Genomic DNA, 17,733 nt, shown 5'->3' on the forward strand with positions numbered 1-17,733 from the left:
TCTCAGCCAATTTCTACTCGAACAGGCACGACCAGTTGCCTAAATAGCAACTAAAATTGAATAAACTCGCTTTATGGTCGCCTTATATTTAGATAAGGAAACCCATACTTTTTATTTTAAAATAGTAGTTTATAGATAATTTATAAGATCTAACTCACACATTTGAAATGTTCAATTCCTAAAAATGAGACACTTGTTATAGTTTTACGCAATTACTTGCTGGTAGCACCGATAACTGTGAACAATAAATTCTTTAAAAATCCGTCCAAGAGTTGGAGTGACAACATTGCATTGATAGTTGTTGGTGTACTCTCTTTTAGCATCACTATGCTGGCTTTTATCCCTTTTGCACACCAATATCATAAAAAGCTCACAGAAGAAGCTATCTTGACGATTGAGTCTGAATTTCACGATAACGTGGAGCAGTTAACACACCTGTTAGACGATAACTTTTTTCTTAAGTCGTGCGACGACCTTATCCATGATCTCAGGACAAGCATTTTTGGTTTGGGCATGGCAAAAGACATTGCCACCTTCGATCAAAACGGAAAAGTGTTGTGCACGAGTAGCGAACGCCACCCGTCTTTCAGTATCTATTCGTCAATATTGACGCGTCTTGGTGACAGTGATGTGCATGCAACATTGGCTTTTACTAAGCGAGCGCTCACCAACAACCAAGCTCTGATTCTCTTTTTCACCAAACAACAAGGACGAGGAATCAGTGTTGTTTTCCCGAAAGAGGTTTTGGAAGTTCTCGTTAGCGATATATTTCGTTTTGGTGATATGGATTACCGAATCGACATCACAGACAAAACCGCTATAGATTCTATTGCACTCAACCCACTTAGAATGGAACAAGCCAGTTCCGAGATTTTGCCTTTTACCGTCTACTCTGCAATCAGCTATCCATTCTATTTTCAGTTCTTAGGTAGCAAGCTTTGGATTGGGTTATTGGGAATGGCATGTGCGTTGATTGTTCACCTATTTTTCTCTTCCAAGAAGTTCGCCAAAAATAGCTTAGAATTCTCTCTTGCTCTTGCCATTAAAGGGCGTAACTTAACCGTTCATTATCAACCCATTGTCGATCAACGTGATGGCAGCGTTATTGGTGGAGAGTCACTTGTTCGCTGGAACGATCCAGTACAAGGGTTTATTTCACCAAGTATCTTTATCCCTCTGGCAGAAAAGGTGGGGTTGATCGATCAGATCACTTACCTTGTGCTAGATAAAGTGATCAGCATGATAAGCAGTAACAAGCTTGCGTTCCATGACCGCTACATTAGCGTCAACGTGAGCCGCTCATTGATCCTCAGAGAAGACTTTATTCAAGAGGTTGAATCGCGTCTTAAATATCATTATTTCATTAGTGAGCGTTTGGTGTTTGAAATCACCGAAGAAGCCATCTTCAGCGCGAGTGAACTGGCTATACTTCGAAAGCACTTGGACCGATTAACCGCACTTGGTATCCGAATTGCGGTGGATGATTTTGGTACCGGATATTCGGGTTTAGATTTTATCGGTCAATATTCATTCGACATCATCAAAATCGACCGCGTATTCGTTAACAACCTTGGTAATGGCCAGACGATCCAACCTTTGTTGGAAGCAATCCACACCCTGACAAGAAACCTAAGCATGTCAGTGATTGTCGAAGGAGTAGAAGAGCGAGCGCAATTGCAAGTCTTGCACGATCTCGGTTTTTACAACATTCAAGGGTTCTACTTTTCAAAACCACTACCTAAACCTCTCTTTCTCGATTATTTAGAAGTAAAGCCAACCGTCGCTTTTCAAAAGTTCGCACCTGCCGTCAGTTAAGCAGCGATCATCAACCACCAGTTGAACAAGCAGATTGGAGCTCGTATGGCTAACCAAAGGTAACTCAAGTGAACTGTCACTCCGAGTTCTCTCGCAGGGTCTTTACTTACAAATCAATTAATCAAATGTTGTCCAGATTACCGGAACATCTCACTTGTTAATGAAGCACGCCAATTAGGTTAAACACTTGATTTAATGTTCTTTAAGTGATTAGTTGATCACGATTTTCATCTGTAAATTGGTGAAGTTGTACTCAAAAAATCTACTGTTCTGTTTTTAGGATAGATAACGTTTCCCCCAACATCTAACCCAAAAACAGGTGATTCCTATGACCAAAAAGTTTCTCCGCCTCAGTTCGATCACGCTTGGTTTGTGCATGAGCTCATTTGCTTTTGCCAATGCCGATTTACCAAACATCAAAATTCTGGCGACTGGCGGCACTATCGCTGGCGCAGGTCAATCTGCGACAGAATCAAATTACACCGCAGGAAAAGTCGGTGTTGATTCGTTGATCGCCGCCGTACCCAGCATGACGAAGATCGCCGACATTTCTGGCGAGCAAGTGGTCAGCATCGGCTCTCAAGATATGAATGACGAGGTGTGGCTTAAGTTGGCTAAACGAGTGAATGAGTTACTCGCCCAAGATGACGTGGATGGCATTGTGATTACTCATGGCACTGATACATTAGAAGAGACAGCCTACTTCCTCGATTTAACGGTAAAAAGCGATAAACCAGTGGTTATCGTTGGTGCAATGCGCCCTTCTACGGCAATGAGTGCTGACGGTCCGGTTAATCTCTACAATGCGGTGGTCACAGCAACAGACGAAGATTCTCAAGGTCGTGGTGTACTGGTTGCGATGAATGACACCATATTTGATGCGCGTGACGTAACAAAAACTAACACAACGTCAGTCAGCACTTTCCAATCTCCTAACTTTGGTCCGCTAGGTTATATCCACAACAGTGATGCGAAATATCAAAGAAGCCCGGAACGTAAACACACTACTGAAACAACCTTCGATGTTTCCAAGCTCGATAAGTTGCCACAAGTCGGAATCGTTTATAACTATGCAAATGCGTCGAGCTTACCTGTTAAAGCATTCGTCGATGCGAAGTTTGATGGCATCGTCAGCGCAGGTGTCGGCAATGGTAACTTGTACCACACGGTATTTGATGAGTTAGAAAAAGCAAGCAAAGACGGCATTCTGGTTGTTCGTAGTTCTCGTACGCCTACCGGCTCAACCACTTTAGATGCAGAGGTTGATGATGATAAGTACGGTTTCGTAGCATCAGGTACACTAAACCCACAAAAAGCACGTATTTTGCTGATGCTATCACTGACACAAACCAAAAATTACCAAGACATTCAGAAGATGTTTCAGCATTACTAGGGTCTATTGACCTTTTGAGGTTAAATTTAAGAGGAGGCACAAGTGCCTCCTCTTTTTTTGACTTATTACAGGAAACTTAGCCGAACAAGCGGCGCTTCATCCCTGCTCTTTCAAGAATCCGCGTAGTGATCTCTTCTACAGACAAAGAAGACGTATTGATATACGGAATTGCTTCTCTTCTAAACAACGCTTCTACCGTATCTAGTTCCAGTTTGCATTGTTCCGTACTCGCGTATTCGCTGCCTGATAAGCGGTTCTCGCGAATCTCATTCAAACGTTCTGGATTGATGGTTAGACCAAACAGTTTGTGCCGATGAATTTCGAACTCCGGCAACAAACGCATCATCTTGACGTCTTCAGCGATAAACGGGTAGTTCACCACACGTAAACCAAACTGCATCGCCATGTAAAGACTGGTTGGGGTTTTGCCACTGCGTGAGACGCCAAGCAGAATAATGTCAGCCTCCTCCAAGCCTTTGAGCGTAATACCATCATCATGAGCAAGTGTGTACTCAATCGCCGCGATACGGTCAAAGTAAGTATCGGAATCTTTGCTCACGCTTCTTGAACGCTGCATCTTAGGCTGAGGAGCCATCTGAATGTCGTCTTGTACCTTTTGCACAATGCTTTCTAGCACGTCATAGCTGTAAGCGGGAGCTTTGAGCAACACTTCACGAATTTCTGGCACAACAATCGAAAAGAAAACCAGCGGTTTCACGCCATCACGTTGGTAGGAAATCTCGATTTCTTTGATGACATCGGCAACTTTGTCTTCACTTTCAACAAAAGGAAAGGTTTTTTCATTAGGAATAAAGGGAAACTGACCCAAAACAACATGTCCTAATGTCTCACATGTTATGGCCGTTCCGTCAGAAACATAGAATACATCACGACTTTGGTTATTTATTTGCATTTTAGTTTAATTTTTCAAATTCATTTGAGTAGGATGGTTTACATAATATTAATAAATGAGTTTGGCTTGCAATTACGTTCCCCACAGCTTTGAAAATTCTTCGGAGTTTTTTTCAGCAAATACGTAATCGTTTGCCTTTCATATCAACCAAGAAAAGTGTTGATACATGTTTGCGTCGGAAAATTCGTTTAAGCCCTAGTTGGGAAGTTGTAGTTAACGCCCCTTATCTACAATGGCTGCTATCAGCCCGAAACTGTGTCTTCAATGACATTGACCTGCAAGGATGCATAACCACTGTTCGAGGTTGGTATTAATCCCTACAAAGCTGCAATGTTTCTGGAGAAAGACATGCAAAAGAACACCCTCTGGTTCAATGGACTATCCATGGATGATGTCGACAAAGTCGGCGGTAAAAATGCTTCACTTGGCGAGATGGTTTCTAACCTAGCCAATGTTGGTGTATCGGTACCAAACGGTTTTGCGACAACCTCGTATGCGTTTAACCAATTCCTTGACCACGAAGGTTTGGATGAGCGTATTCACCAACTACTTGATGAACTGGACGTTGAGGATGTAGAAGCCCTGCGCAAGACAGGTGCCACCATTCGTCAATGGGTATTAGAAGCCCCGTTCCCAGCGGATCTTGAACAAGACATCCGCGATAACTACAAAGAACTGACAGATAATCACCCTGAGATTTCTGTTGCTGTTCGCTCTTCTGCAACTGCAGAGGATCTGCCGGACGCGTCATTTGCTGGTCAGCAGGAGACGTTCCTAAACGTAAAAGGCATTGATGCAGTCTTAGAAGCGACTAAGCACGTTTACGCTTCTCTGTTCAATGACCGTGCAATTTCATACCGCGTACACCAAGGCTTTAACCACCGAGGCATCTCGCTATCGGCAGGCATTCAACGCATGGTGCGCTCGGACAAAGCCTCTTCTGGCGTTATGTTTACCCTAGATACAGAATCTGGCTTCGATCAGGTCGTATTCATCACCTCTTCTTGGGGCTTGGGTGAAATGGTGGTTCAGGGTGCAGTTAACCCTGATGAATTCTACGTTCACAAGCCAATGCTAGAAGCGGATCAATACCCTATCGTTAAGAAGACGTTTGGCTCTAAGCAGATCAAGATGATCTACTCAAGTAGCCAAGAGATCGGTAAGCAAGTTGAGATCATCGATACCTCTGTAGAAGAGCGCAATGCCTTCTCTCTGAACGATGAAGAGATCAAAGAGCTGGCAAAACAGGCAATGATCATCGAGAAGCACTACCAGCGTCCTATGGATATTGAGTGGGCAAAAGATGGTATCGACGGCAAACTTTACATCGTTCAAGCACGCCCTGAAACCGTATGTTCTCAAAGCGAGCAAAACGTAATTGAACGTTACGAGCTAAGCAACAAAGCGGACGTTTTGGTTGAAGGTCGTGCAATTGGTCAACGTATCGGTAAAGGTCCAGTACGTTTGGTTGACTCTCTAGACCAAATGTCATTAGTCCAAGACGGTGATGTACTGGTTACAGACATGACTGATCCAGATTGGGAACCAGTGATGAAGAAAGCCTCTGCGATTGTTACAAACCGTGGCGGTCGTACTTGTCACGCTGCCATCATCGCACGTGAACTTGGTATTCCGGCTATCGTTGGTTGTGGTGACGCCACCAGCAAACTGACTGACGGTGAGACCGTAACAGTATCTTGTGCTGAAGGCGAAACGGGTTACGTTTACCAAGGCGAGTTGGACTTCGAAGTGAAACGCTCTGCGGTTGATGAACTTCCACTGCTACCAACCAAAGTCATGATGAATGTGGGTAACCCAGACCGTGCATTCGACTTCGCTCAGATTCCAAACGAAGGTGTCGGTCTTGCGCGTCTTGAATTCATCATCAACAAGATGATTGGTATTCACCCGAAAGCGCTGCTGAACTTCGACGCACAAAGCGATGAGCTAAAAGCTGAAATCACTGAACGTATCCGTGGTTACAAAGATCCAATCGACTTCTACGTTAGTAAGCTAACAGAAGGCATTGCGACCATCGCGTCAGCATTCTGGCCAAAGCGCGTCATCGTACGTATGTCTGACTTCAAATCCAACGAGTACAGCAACTTGGTTGGCGGTAAAGGTTACGAACCACATGAAGAAAACCCTATGCTGGGCTTCCGTGGTGCATCTCGCTACATTTCTCCAGTGTTTGAAGACTGCTTTGAGCTAGAAACTCAGGCAATCAAGCGCGTTCGTAACGAGATGGGTCTGAAAAACGTTGAAATCATGATCCCGTTCGTTCGTACACCGAGCGAAGCGGCATCGGTTATCGACTTACTTGCTAAGTTCGACCTACGCCGTGGCGACCAAGGTCTAAAAGTCATCATGATGTGTGAACTGCCATCAAATGCGGTACTTGCTGACGAATTTTTGAAGTACTTCGATGGCTTCTCTATCGGTTCAAACGACATGACTCAGCTTACACTTGGTCTTGACCGTGACTCTGGCGATGTTGCACACCTATTCGATGAGCGTAACCCAGCGGTGAAAGCCATGCTACAAATGGCGATCGATGCGGCCACTAAAGCAGGCAAATACGTTGGTATCTGTGGTCAAGGTCCATCAGACCACGATGACCTTGCAGAATGGTTAATGGAACAAGGCATCAGCTCTGTGTCATTGAACCCAGATACGGTTATCGATACCTGGTTGAAGCTAGGTAAAGTGAGCAAATAAGCCACTCTACTCTGTCGATAATATAGCCCTCAAGCTCCTGAGTTTGAGGGCTTTTTACTGTGTCTTAATTATGTCAAACCTACGTGAGTTCGTGACAGCAATCCCAACCCAATAAGCTGATCAATTCTCCCTGTTAAAATTTTCACCTAGAATAAAAGGATATGATTTCATAAAAGAACGGACCTATGAAAAAGCCTCTTGCTCTCATCACCGCATTAACGCTTCTTGCTTCTCCCGCTTATGCAGACTGGGATGACATTTCCAACAGCCTTTCAGACCTAGGAGATGCCGTCTCTGACACCGCGAAAGAAACTTGGGACAGCACCAAAGCCTTCTCCAAACAAGCTTGGGAGGACTTCACCAATTGGTCAGAAGATGCGATTAACACCGCTGGCGAGTGGACCGACGCAAGCATTGAAACCAGTAAAGGTTGGATCGATGAAGCGGACAAGAAGATCACCGAACTGATGGAAGGCGATACACCTGAAGAAGCACGCCAAGCGATTGATCTTATGGCGGATAGCACACTTCTCAAACTGTTCAATGAAGAGCCTAAAGCCAAAGCACTGTACGACAAGGCATACGGCTACGCGGTTTTTGATTCACGCAAACTATCGCTGATGTTCCATACCAACTCAGGCTCTGGGGTTGCGGTCAACAAGTCCACAGATCAACGTACTTATATGAATATGTTTGGTGCGGGTGTCGCCCTTGGTGTTGGTGGTAAGTTCTACCAGCAAGTCGTTCTGTTTGAAAAAGAAAAAGACTTTAACACCTTTGTCGAAGAAGGTTGGGAAGCATCAAGCGAAGCTTCTTTAGTCGCTGGTGAGGACGGCGAAGAAATGACAGCGCAATTCAACAGCGGCGTAGCAGTATATCAGCTAAACACCACAGGGTTATTAGTTGATGCCAATGTTTCTGGCTCAAAATACTGGGTGAATAAAGAGCTAACCGATTCACAGTAACCTCTTAGTGACAATGATTTATTGATGGGGAGCACAACGCTCCCCTTTCTGATCACTTTGGGATATCAGCATGTTGCGTTATGCTTACCCCAACCTTTATCGAACTCCCGAATCACCATGCCCAGCGACGCATTCAACACTCAGCTTGCAGAAACAATATCTGCCCTTAACTCACCAAGCTTTACGCCTAAACTCATGCGCGTGATAGCTTCACTACTGAGTTTTGATTGCGCAGTGATCCTCGGCTACCGCGAAGGCAAACACCCTATCTACCTGTATGATTCGATTGAAAATGAACGCGAGCTACTGTTCCAGCGTTATCTCACGACTTCTTTTCAAAATGACCCATTTTATCAAAAACTTAACGCTAACAAAGAACAAGGTATCTTTACGCTCAAAGACGTGGTGAGAAAAGATGTCGCGCGCAACGATCTCGATTATCAAGCCTACTGCGAGCAGTTCTACCATCAAACTGGCTGGAAAGATGAACTCAGCATGTTGGTCGAAATCGAACCGACACGTTGGGTGATGTTCTACTTCGGTTTTATGCAGGACGATAAGCGCTTCACCAAGCCTCAAGTAGCCACGCTCAAATCTTACTTTGCCATTATTCAGTCTTTGTGCCGACAGCACTGGAAACAAACCGAGTTTACACTCGCCGAGCCAGTTTTCAGTCCTACCACCTACTCGGGACAAATGCGTACTGCAATTGAATCCGCTCTGGCATCTTTTGGCGAAACTGTCCTCACTAATCGAGAACAAGAAATTGCCGCATTAATCGCGCAAGGCTATGACAGCAAAGAGATTGCAACGCAGCTAGATGTCGTAGAAGGCACAGTCAAGAATCACCGTAAACGCATCTACGCACAACTGAATGTGGCGTCTTTAAGCGAGTTCTTTCAGTTGTTTCTCAACCACCTGATCACTCAATCAAGATAACAAACTGTCCCTTTAGGGATATATCTCGATTCCGCATCGCCTTTTAATCTGAATACAACCGAACCAGATAAAGATAAGACGATGACACTGATTGAAGATTTACAAACTCGCGGCTTGATTGCCCAAGCGAGTGATTTAGACCAAGTTCAACAACTGCTTTCTGAGCCACAAACCTTGTACTGCGGCTTCGATCCAACCGCAGGTAGCTTGCACATCGGTCACCTTGTTCCACTTATTATGCTCAAACGCTTTCAAGATGCAGGACACCAAGCCATCGCCCTGATTGGTGGGGCAACGGGTATGATCGGCGATCCAAGTTTTAAAGCAACAGAGCGCAGCTTAAACTCAGAAGAAACCGTAACAGGCTGGGTAAAAGATCTGTCGAACCAAATTCAACAATTGATGAATAACCAAGTCAGCAAGCCAATGCTCATGGTAAACAACGCAGATTGGGTGAAGCAAATTAACGTGATCGACTTCTTCCGCGATGTGGGTAAACACTTCTCCGTGAATACCATGATCAGCCGAGAGTCGGTTAAGCAACGCTTACAACGCCCAGACCAAGGGATTTCATTCACCGAGTTCAGTTACGCACTGCTGCAATCTTACGACTTTGCAGAATTAAACCGTCAGTACGGCTGTCGCTTACAAATCGGTGGTAACGACCAGTGGGGCAACATTGTTAGCGGCATTGACCTTACTCGCCGTCAAAATGGTGAACAAGTATTTGGCTTAACCTTACCTTTGATCACCAAATCCGATGGCACTAAATTTGGTAAAACCGAAGGAGGTGCAGTGTGGCTGGATCCAAGTAAAACCTCGCCTTACGCCTTCTACCAATTCTGGTTATCCGCGGAAGATGCCGATGTTTACCACTTCCTACGCTACTACACCTTCTTGAGTTGCGATGAGATTGCAGCAATTGAAACACAAGACAAAGAGAGTAAAGGCAAACCGCAAGCACAGCGTATCTTAGCGGAACAAATGACAAGCTTTGTTCATGGCGAAAAAGGATTAGCAAGTGCAGAACGAATCACTCAAGCGCTATTTAGCGGTGATGTGCAGCAATTGAGCTTGAGCGAGCTAAAACAGTTGGAACTCGATGGCTTACCGAGCATGCAAAGTGCTGAGCAAGACTTGGTTGAGCTTCTGGTTGAATCCGGTCTAGCCAGCTCAAAACGCGTTGCTCGTGAGCTAATTGGCAACAACGCCATCAGTGTGAACGGCGAAAAAATCGATACAGAAAAACCAAGCTTGAACTTCCCACTGTTCGACCAGTACTGGTTGCTTCAACGCGGTAAAAAGCACTTCTGCTTGGTGAAGCGTCTCGAAGGTTAATCGCTCACACTAACTACCGATAATCTAGCTAACTTAACTAAAGCACGAGCCACTGTGCTCGCGTTTTAGTTTTCCTATTTTGTGAAGCTAAGAGCTAACTTGAGCGCAGATGCCCGCTATAGTGTTGTTCTTCAAAAACAACAACATGACCAAAACCATGATCAGACACATTCTACTCATCAAATTTAAAGCTTCTGCCACCAGCGAAAAAATTCAGCAATTACGAGAGCTATTCGAAACCATGCCAACGAAAGTAGAAGGCGTAACCGACGTTGAGTGGGGCTTAAACAACAGCCCAGAAGGAAAGAACAAAGACTACACGCACGCCGTGATAATGACATTTTCTGATGAAGCAGGTCGTCAGAATTATCTGCCTCACCCTGAGCACGACGCCTTGAAAGAAGTATTTAGACCTCTGCTTGAAGACATCATCGTATTCGATTACGAGATTTAGTATCGGCTATTCATTCCAAATCGGTGGGACATATCATCATCCATACGTCCTCCCTTCCAGCCGCCAGAGCCCAATAAATTCAACACATCTTGCGCGTTGTAGTCACCACCTTCGAAAAAATCATTGGCGACATCAGTGCGCAGAGACTGAATTTCAGTAGCTTCTTCTGAGTTAAGCGCTTCAGGGTTAGCATAAAGCGCTAAAGCAATGTGTTGTTGGCGCTTACTTAACTCAGTTGTACTGCTCTGAACTTGACCAATAGAAAAGTAGTCACGACTGCCATAGCCCTTTATTAGCCTTGCAGACAGTAATTTAATGACCTTTTTGATTCGACGGCGTTGGATAACTCTCAGCACATTAATTCCCTATTTCTATTTGATGACAAGTGACGGTTATCAAAAGTCGCGTTATGTTTTGTGCATAACCTCGTGATGCTTTAGAGTATCACGGTTTAATACAGTGTTCAATAAGCATGGAGCGCCAGAGTGAAAATTGACGATCTCAAACTGTTCATTAAGGTGGTGGATTTAGGTAGCTTTACCGCCGCAGCCAATGCGCTGGACTTACCACGTGCGAATGTAAGCCGGCGAATTGGAGAGTTAGAACAATCTCTTGGAGCACAGCTATTCCATCGAACAACACGCAGTTTATCGCTCACCAACAACGGCGAGGCGTATTACGAGAATCTGCAAAAAGCACTCACTATGCTCGACTCTGCAAATGAGCAAGTCAGCAACGATACCAATGAGGTTCGCGGTCGAATCAAGCTCGGTTTATTACCTGAAACCGATGAACTAGTGCGCCCTATTCTGTTCGACTTTCACGATCAATACCCTCATGTTGAGTTAGATATTCGTAATATCAACAACGGCTTTCATGATATGTTCCAACAAGGCTTGGATATTGCGTTTCACGGTGGTGCATTATTCGATTCTGATATTGTGGCACGCAAACTGCTGACGCTCGACCGATGCTTGGTCGCCTCCCCGAGCTACCTACAAACCCATGGAACGCCGGAAACACTAGAGCAATTAAAAACGCATCAATGCGTGTGCTTCCGTTGGCCAAATGGCGACATTGATAATGTCTGGCATTTTCAAGAACAAAGCGTACAACTCAGTCCCAAGCTTATCTCGAATAACATCGGTTTTATTAAAAACGCCACCATCTTAGATCGCGGCATTACTTTTATGCCCAAACTACTCGTAAAACGTGAATTAGAATCGGGCACTTTGGTCCAGTTATTGTCACAGTATTCGGTAACAGAAGAGTCTGGCTGGCTACTCTACCCTCAACCTAAAACCCTAAGCCAAGCGAGTCGATTACTTATTGAGCATCTAATTAAAGAAATCCCCAAATTGGTTTAGATACATTATTGTCTCATTTTTTGAGACAGTGAGTCTCAGAGTCGAGTAATTATCTGAACAGCGTTCGATTGTATGATGGCACCAAAATTAGGGAGCCATCTTATGAACCGTCTATTCAAAACCACAGCGTTAAGTGCAGCGACACTCGCGCTGCTTGGTTGTAACCAAAACCAAACCACATTCGCCGAACCTGAATCTCCTCGACCAATACAAGTCGTCGAAGTAAAGGACAGCAACTCCGCCTCAAGCAAATCATTTAGCGGCATTGTTCACGCCAAAGAAAGTGCTTCTCTTTCTTTTCGTGTACCAGGCACGGTAGAAAGCGTTTTGGTGAAGAAAGGCGATCATGTCGAGAAAGGGCAAGTCATTGCTACGCTTGACCCACACGATTATCAAGTCTCATTAGAAGAGCTACAAGCTCGTATGCTGGAGGCAAAGTCCGCACATAAACTGGCGAAAGCGGAGCTTAAGCGCGTTAAGCAAGCAACTGACGATAATGCCATTGCTAGCGTTAATTTAGACCGTGCCATCAGCGGTTATGAACGCAGTCTATCCGCTGTCAAAGTGGTAGAAAAAAACATCCAGCGAGCGGAAGACGCACTGACTTACACCACATTACGCGCACCATTTTCTGGCAACATTGGTGAAGTCCGTATTGATGCTTTCGAACAAACCCTGCCTGGCGTGAGCGTGGCTACGATTCAGCAAGATGGGCAATGGGAAGTGGATATCGATGTGCCAGAAAATATGGTTCGACAGTTTAACCTTGGTCAATCTGCAGCACTTTCTTGGTATGGTGCTGAGCAAACCTACAGTGCAAAAGTCGCCGAGATTGCTCCGAAGAAGCATTTAATCAAGCAAACTTATCCTGTCACGCTAGCGATCGATTCTATTTCTAAAAACTTGTTCAATGGTAAAGCGGTTACGGTAACGACTTCGTTCCAGCCGAATCAATCAAGCCACTGCTTCCCATACTCTGCCATTTTGGGCGAAAAAAAGACCCTACACGTCAACGTGGTGCGAGATGCTGTCGTACACAGTGAACCCGTTAACTTGCAATCCATCGATTCTCATCAAGCTTGTGTTTCCGGCGATTTCCAACAAGGTGACTATGTCGTTATCAGCGGAACTCACTATCTCAAACCAGGCGATAACACACCAAACCTAACCATCAAAACGCTATAGGTTCAAACCATGATCAATTTAGCCGAATTCGCGATAAGACAGCGTACTTTCGTGTTGTTCTTCATCGCCTTAAGTGTGGTGGCGGGTATTTACTCCTACTTCGACCTAGGGAAATTAGAAGACCCAAGCTTTACCGTTAAAACCGCTGTCGTGGTGACCTTGTATCCGGGAGCATCGGCTCAAGAAGTCGAACAGCAAGTGACCGATACTATTGAGACTAAGCTGCAGGAAATGGCAGAACTGAACCGATTACGTTCATTGTCTCGTCCTGGAATGTCGATGGTATTTGTCGATTTGAAAGAGAGTCTCAATTCAAAAGCGTTGCCTCAGCAATGGGACTTACTGCGACGTAAAGTGAACGACGTGAAGCTACAACTGCCTTCTACGGCACAAATCAGCATAGTTCAAGATGAGTTTTCTGAAGTGTACGGCATGCTTTTCTCTATCCACAGTGAAGACGCAGCACCAGAAGAATTACGTCGTTATGCAGAAGAGCTTCAGCGCCAAATTAAGGCAGTAAAAGGCATCAAAAAGATCGAACTTCACGGCGTACAGCCACGTGTCGTGCACATCGATATGCCTGATGAACGTTTAGCACAATACGGCTTATCTGTTGCGCAAGTGTGGAACCAGCTCAGCACACAAAACATGACCTTTGAAGCGGGGAAATTCGATGCAGGAACCGAGCGTATTCGCATCACGCAAACCAGCGAGTTTCAATCACTAGACGATATTCGCAACTTGGTAATCAAAGGTGGCGTAAGTGAACTAGGCACAGGTCTAATTCGCTTAGGTGACATCGCCGAAGTGAGTATGGGATACCAAACTCCCGCGCTGACAGAAAGTCGATTTAATGGTCAACCTGCCGTGACTTTGGCGGTGAGTCCTGTTGAAGGCATTAACGTTGTGTCATTGGGCGATACCATTCGTGACATTATCCATAACTACGAGCAAACATTGCCGCTCGGCGTCGATATTTCTACCGTCGCTTATCAGCCAGAGGAAGTACAAAAAGCCATTGATGACTTCGTGGGCAACCTACTGGAAAGTGTCGGTATCGTATTCGTGGTGCTGCTGGTCTTCATGGGCTTTAAAAGCGCAACGATTGTTGGCTCAAGCTTGTTGCTAACAATCTTGCTCACGTTGATTTACATGAACATCGCGGGAATTGATTTGCATCGTGTCTCGCTAGGTACCTTCATCCTTGCGCTAGGCATGTTGGTAGATAATGCCATCGTGATCACTGACATGATGATCGTGAAGCTGAGCAAAGGCATTGAGCGCACTCGTGCTGCTATTGATTCAGTCAAGGAAACGGCGGTACCACTACTTGGTGCCACCATCATCGCCATCATGGGTGCAAGCCCAGTATTGTTTTCGAAAACTGACTCGGCTGAATTTGCTGGTTCAGTATTCTACATTGTTGCTTCATCGCTGCTACTGTCTTGGCTGGTAGCCATGACCTTCACCGTATTGATGTGTTGGATGTTCATCAAACCAACACCCGCGGATGAAGATGCCAAACCAAGCCGATACAAGCAATTAGTGTTTTGGACAGTCGACAATCCGATGAAAGCACTGACAGCATTGATTCCGCTGATTTTAGTGACTGCATTTGCCGTGCCCAATGTAGCGGTAAACTTCATCCCACAATCGGATCGCCCTATCGTGTTCCTAGATTACTGGCTACCAAATGGCGCCAAGATTGAGCAAACCTCAGCAGACATGCGCAAAGTCGAACAGTGGCTGCTCAAGCAACCTGAAGTAGAAAGTATTTCTAGCTACATGGGCGCAAGTGCACCTCGATTCTCTGTGACTGTAGAACCCGAACCGTTTGATCCCGCATATGGTCAGATTTTAATTAATACCAAGGATTACGCAGGCATCAGCCAACTTGTTGAACGTGGTGATAAATGGCTGCAGAACACATTCCCGGACGCAGAGCCCCGCTTTAGAGCGCTGAAGCTCGCAACCTCGGACAAATACGCAGTCGAAGCTCGCTTCTCTGGTCCAGATGAAGTAGTACTGCATCAGCTAGCGGATCAAGCAAAAGCCATTTTTGCTACTCATCCTGATGCAAAATACGTTCGTGATGACTGGCGCCAAGAGAGCAAGGTTCTCAAACCCATCATCAATCAAGACAAAATGCGTCAAGCTGGTATCAACCGTGCGGACATCGCCTTTGCTTTAAAACGCGCTTCTGACGGCATGCCTTTGGGACAGATGAATCTCAATGATGAGCTCATTCCAATTCAACTGCGTGGCACTTCTCAAAACATGGCGTCACTGGAAACATTACCTGTACGTTCACTACTGGGCATGCACAGCGTACCTCTTGGTCAGGTGGTTGATGGCTTTGAGTTAGTACCAGAAGAGAGCATGATTTGGCGTCGTAACCGAGTAAAAACCATCACTGCGCAAGCGGGTGTCGCACGTCACTCGACACCTGCGACAGTAAGAAATGCAGTGAAAGATCAGATTGAAGCCATTCACCTTCCTGCGGGCTACAGCTTGGAATGGGGTGGAGAGTTCTACGACGAACACAAAGCTGTTACGGATATCTTCAAGCAATTACCGAAAGCGATGTTAATTATGGTGATCATTTTGGTCGCGATGTTTAACGGCTTTAAACAACCAATCATCATTTTTGCGACTTTGCCATTGGCCGCAACGGGCGCAACCTTTGCTTTGCTTGGTTTTGATAAACCATTCGGTTTTATGGCATTGATTGGTGCGGTAACGCTGACTGGGATGATCATTAAAAATGGCATTGTATTGATGGATCAAATCGAACTAGAGCGAGCAAATGGACGCGCATTAGTCGATGCCATTAAGGAGGCTACCGTCAACCGAACGATGGCGATTTCTATGGGGGCATTAACAACAGCCCTTGGAATGATTCCGCTGCTGTCAGACCTATTGTTCGACCAAATGGCAGCAACCATTATCGGTGGCTTGGCCGCAGCGACAGTATTGTCATTGTTCATCATGCCGGCACTGTATCGCTTGGCATACAAAGAAAAGCCACAAACAACCCACACTGACGCCAAACTGAAGGAGGCGTAATCATGAAAAAGTTCGTTCTTGCGCCACTTGTATTGGCAATGAGTTTATCCGGTTGCGCTGTTGGTCCCGACTACCAAGCGCCAACCACAAGTATGGCTGAAACCTATCTTCATGCTGAGCAAAGCAACGTCAGCCAGGTTAGCGAAAAAGAAGCCTTTTGGTGGACGGAATTTAATGATCCGACGCTGAACGATTTAGTCCTTGATATGCAAAGCCAAAACATCCCGTTACGAGTGGCAGCAGAACGCATAAAGATGGCTGAGAACTACAAAACCGTTGTAGAGTCATTCAAAGTACCAACCGTCAATATTGGCGCGGGTTACTTCAACTACCAACTGAGCAAAAATGATTCTCTGCTGGGTCCTGCACTCAATCCGATTGGTGATTCAGCAGCAGGTTTACCGCCACAGATTGGCAACACGACACTATTAGATAATCAACATGATGGCGTTTTTGCTGGTGCAAGCATCGCATGGGAAGTGGACTTATTTGGGCGTCTTGAGCGTCAATCTAATGCGGCAAAGATTCGTGTAGAACAAGCTGAAATCTATCAGAGTGGGCTCACCACATTGCTCACCGCTGATTTGATCCACAACTACTTACAATATCAAGGTGCAACAGAACGTCTCGCGTTGGCAACATCCAACCTAGAGGACCAACAAAAAACCATGGATTTGGTCGAAAAGGTGGTTCGCAGTGGTTACGGTTCCGAGCTCGATTTAGCCCAAGCTAAAGCAACATTGGCAGCAATGGAATCCTTCATCCCTCAATTGGAAATCGCACAACAAGTGCACAAGCATCGCATTGCGGTACTACTTGGTGAGCCTTTATCGAAAGTCGAGATACGACTCGCTCAGACACAAACAGTACCTACCATGCAAAATGTGGTACCGATTGGGCTGCCTTCTGACCTGTTGCAGCGTCGACCAGATATCCGCATTGCGGAACGTGAAATGGCTGCCATCAATGAAGAACTCGCAGCCAGTGTGGCCAATCAATATCCGAAGTTCTTCCTAACAGGGGCGCCAGGTGTTTCAGCGTCTAGCTTTGATGACTTATTCAGTAGTGATTCATTTGGCTGGGTAGGCTCAGCAGGTATCAGTTGGAATGTATTTGACGGAGGTCGTGGTGAAGCGTTAGAGAAAATCAACCAAGCTCGTTTTGAATCCGCCACCTTGGCTTACCAACACGCCGTTGATTCCGCATTTACAGAAGTAGACTCGACCCTATTTGCTTACGGAAGAAGCCAAGAGAACCAACGCCGAATTAAAGAAGCGCTGGAGGCAACGGACAACGCGGTCAGCAAAGCGAAATCACTCTATCGCGCAGGTTTAATCGATCACTTATCCGTCCTTGATGCACAGCGACAAAAACGCATGATGCAAGACCGTCAGCTTGCTGCCAAATTGCAAACGGCACAAGTTACCGTCGCACTCTATAAATCATTAGGCGGTGACTGGGCGTTGGAACAACCACCAAAACAAGACGGTAAGTAACGCGTTTTTGTAAAAACGGTTTTGGGGAGAGGATCAGATTCATCTGGGACCTCGAATCTGCCCTCTCCTCTTTTTTATATAAAG

13 protein-coding genes are annotated in these 17,733 nt (G+C 45.5%); 11 read left to right on the forward strand and 2 right to left on the reverse strand.

Features of this window, described 5'->3' with window-relative positions; translation table 11 throughout:
• Nucleotides 1–291 precede the first annotated feature (291 nt).
• Nucleotides 292–1,815, forward strand: coding sequence for an EAL domain-containing protein (locus tag AACR11_RS18480; protein ID WP_445286010.1), 1,524 nt, complete (start codon nt 292–294; stop codon nt 1,813–1,815).
• A 328-nt stretch (nt 1,816–2,143) separates the two neighbouring features.
• Nucleotides 2,144–3,208 (forward strand): L-asparaginase 2, encoded by a 1,065-nt coding sequence (gene ansB, locus AACR11_RS18485; RefSeq protein WP_029790131.1) that lies wholly within the window; start codon nt 2,144–2,146, stop codon nt 3,206–3,208.
• A gap of 76 nt (nt 3,209–3,284) precedes the next feature.
• Here the strand turns inward: ansB and ppsR are convergent, their stop codons facing one another.
• The gene (gene ppsR / locus AACR11_RS18490) at nt 3,285–4,121 is read right to left on the reverse strand and encodes a posphoenolpyruvate synthetase regulatory kinase/phosphorylase PpsR (RefSeq protein ID WP_005451298.1); all 837 of its coding nucleotides are present in this window, start codon (nt 4,119–4,121) and stop codon (nt 3,285–3,287) included.
• A gap of 348 nt (nt 4,122–4,469) precedes the next feature.
• On the opposite strand from ppsR, the gene ppsA reads away from it, so the two are divergent.
• The 5 genes from ppsA to AACR11_RS18515 all read left to right on the forward strand — a co-directional run bounded on the left by ppsA (nt 4,470) and on the right by AACR11_RS18515 (nt 10,535).
• The gene (ppsA, locus tag AACR11_RS18495) at nt 4,470–6,839 is read left to right on the forward strand and encodes a phosphoenolpyruvate synthase (RefSeq protein ID WP_029790132.1); all 2,370 of its coding nucleotides are present in this window, start codon (nt 4,470–4,472) and stop codon (nt 6,837–6,839) included.
• Between the two features lie 185 nt (nt 6,840–7,024).
• Complete coding sequence (locus AACR11_RS18500; protein ID WP_017188640.1) at nt 7,025–7,804, forward strand: hypothetical protein; 780 nt, start codon at nt 7,025–7,027, stop codon at nt 7,802–7,804.
• A 117-nt stretch (nt 7,805–7,921) separates the two neighbouring features.
• A complete protein-coding gene (locus tag AACR11_RS18505) occupies nt 7,922–8,743 on the forward strand; it encodes a LuxR family transcriptional regulator (protein WP_029790133.1) in 822 nt (273 codons plus the stop codon).
• Between the two features lie 81 nt (nt 8,744–8,824).
• Nucleotides 8,825–10,081: a tyrosine--tRNA ligase gene (gene tyrS / locus AACR11_RS18510; protein ID WP_029790134.1), complete on the forward strand. Its 1,257-nt coding sequence runs from the start codon at nt 8,825–8,827 to the stop codon at nt 10,079–10,081.
• 157 nt (nt 10,082–10,238) lie between these two features.
• Nucleotides 10,239–10,535, forward strand: coding sequence for a Dabb family protein (locus AACR11_RS18515; RefSeq protein ID WP_079325018.1), 297 nt, complete (start codon nt 10,239–10,241; stop codon nt 10,533–10,535).
• Here the strand turns inward: AACR11_RS18515 and AACR11_RS18520 are convergent.
• On the reverse strand, nt 10,532–10,891 hold the full coding sequence (locus AACR11_RS18520) for a DUF6559 family protein (protein WP_029790136.1): 360 nt from the start codon (nt 10,889–10,891) through the stop codon (nt 10,532–10,534). The two genes, AACR11_RS18515 and AACR11_RS18520, sit on opposite strands and share 4 nt — an antisense overlap.
• 129 nt (nt 10,892–11,020) lie before the next feature.
• Here AACR11_RS18520 and AACR11_RS18525 point away from each other — a divergent pair, with 129 nt between their 5' ends.
• From AACR11_RS18525 to AACR11_RS18540, 4 genes are all read left to right on the forward strand, one after another.
• Nucleotides 11,021–11,902: a LysR family transcriptional regulator gene (locus tag AACR11_RS18525; RefSeq protein WP_005451283.1), complete on the forward strand. Its 882-nt coding sequence runs from the start codon at nt 11,021–11,023 to the stop codon at nt 11,900–11,902.
• Nucleotides 11,903–12,004: 102 nt separating this feature from the next.
• Nucleotides 12,005–13,087 (forward strand): efflux RND transporter periplasmic adaptor subunit, encoded by a 1,083-nt coding sequence (locus AACR11_RS18530; protein WP_029790137.1) that lies wholly within the window; start codon nt 12,005–12,007, stop codon nt 13,085–13,087.
• Between the two features lie 9 nt (nt 13,088–13,096).
• A complete protein-coding gene (locus tag AACR11_RS18535; RefSeq protein ID WP_029790138.1) occupies nt 13,097–16,153 on the forward strand; it encodes an efflux RND transporter permease subunit in 3,057 nt (1,018 codons plus the stop codon).
• Nucleotides 16,154–16,155: 2 nt separating this feature from the next.
• Nucleotides 16,156–17,649, forward strand: a complete 1,494-nt coding sequence (locus tag AACR11_RS18540) for an efflux transporter outer membrane subunit (protein ID WP_029790139.1) — start codon at nt 16,156–16,158, stop codon at nt 17,647–17,649.
• Nucleotides 17,650–17,733: the final 84 nt, after the last annotated feature.

The sequence above is a fragment of the Vibrio sp. L85 genome, from assembly GCF_963871815.1.
Classification (GTDB): Bacteria; Pseudomonadota; Gammaproteobacteria; order Enterobacterales; family Vibrionaceae; genus Vibrio; species Vibrio harveyi.

Coding starts and splice junctions, on each gene's coding strand:
- ansB (WP_029790131.1), top strand. CDS start 2,144: ATGACCAAAAAGTTTCTCCGCCTCAGTTCGATCACGCTTGGTTTGTGC.
- ppsR (WP_005451298.1), bottom strand. CDS start 4,121: ATGCAAATAAATAACCAAAGTCGTGATGTATTCTATGTTTCTGACGGA.
- ppsA (WP_029790132.1), top strand. CDS start 4,470: ATGCAAAAGAACACCCTCTGGTTCAATGGACTATCCATGGATGATGTC.
- AACR11_RS18500 (WP_017188640.1), top strand. CDS start 7,025: ATGAAAAAGCCTCTTGCTCTCATCACCGCATTAACGCTTCTTGCTTCT.
- AACR11_RS18505 (WP_029790133.1), top strand. CDS start 7,922: ATGCCCAGCGACGCATTCAACACTCAGCTTGCAGAAACAATATCTGCC.
- tyrS (WP_029790134.1), top strand. CDS start 8,825: ATGACACTGATTGAAGATTTACAAACTCGCGGCTTGATTGCCCAAGCG.
- AACR11_RS18515 (WP_079325018.1), top strand. CDS start 10,239: ATGATCAGACACATTCTACTCATCAAATTTAAAGCTTCTGCCACCAGC.
- AACR11_RS18530 (WP_029790137.1), top strand. CDS start 12,005: ATGAACCGTCTATTCAAAACCACAGCGTTAAGTGCAGCGACACTCGCG.
- AACR11_RS18535 (WP_029790138.1), top strand. CDS start 13,097: ATGATCAATTTAGCCGAATTCGCGATAAGACAGCGTACTTTCGTGTTG.
- AACR11_RS18540 (WP_029790139.1), top strand. CDS start 16,156: ATGAAAAAGTTCGTTCTTGCGCCACTTGTATTGGCAATGAGTTTATCC.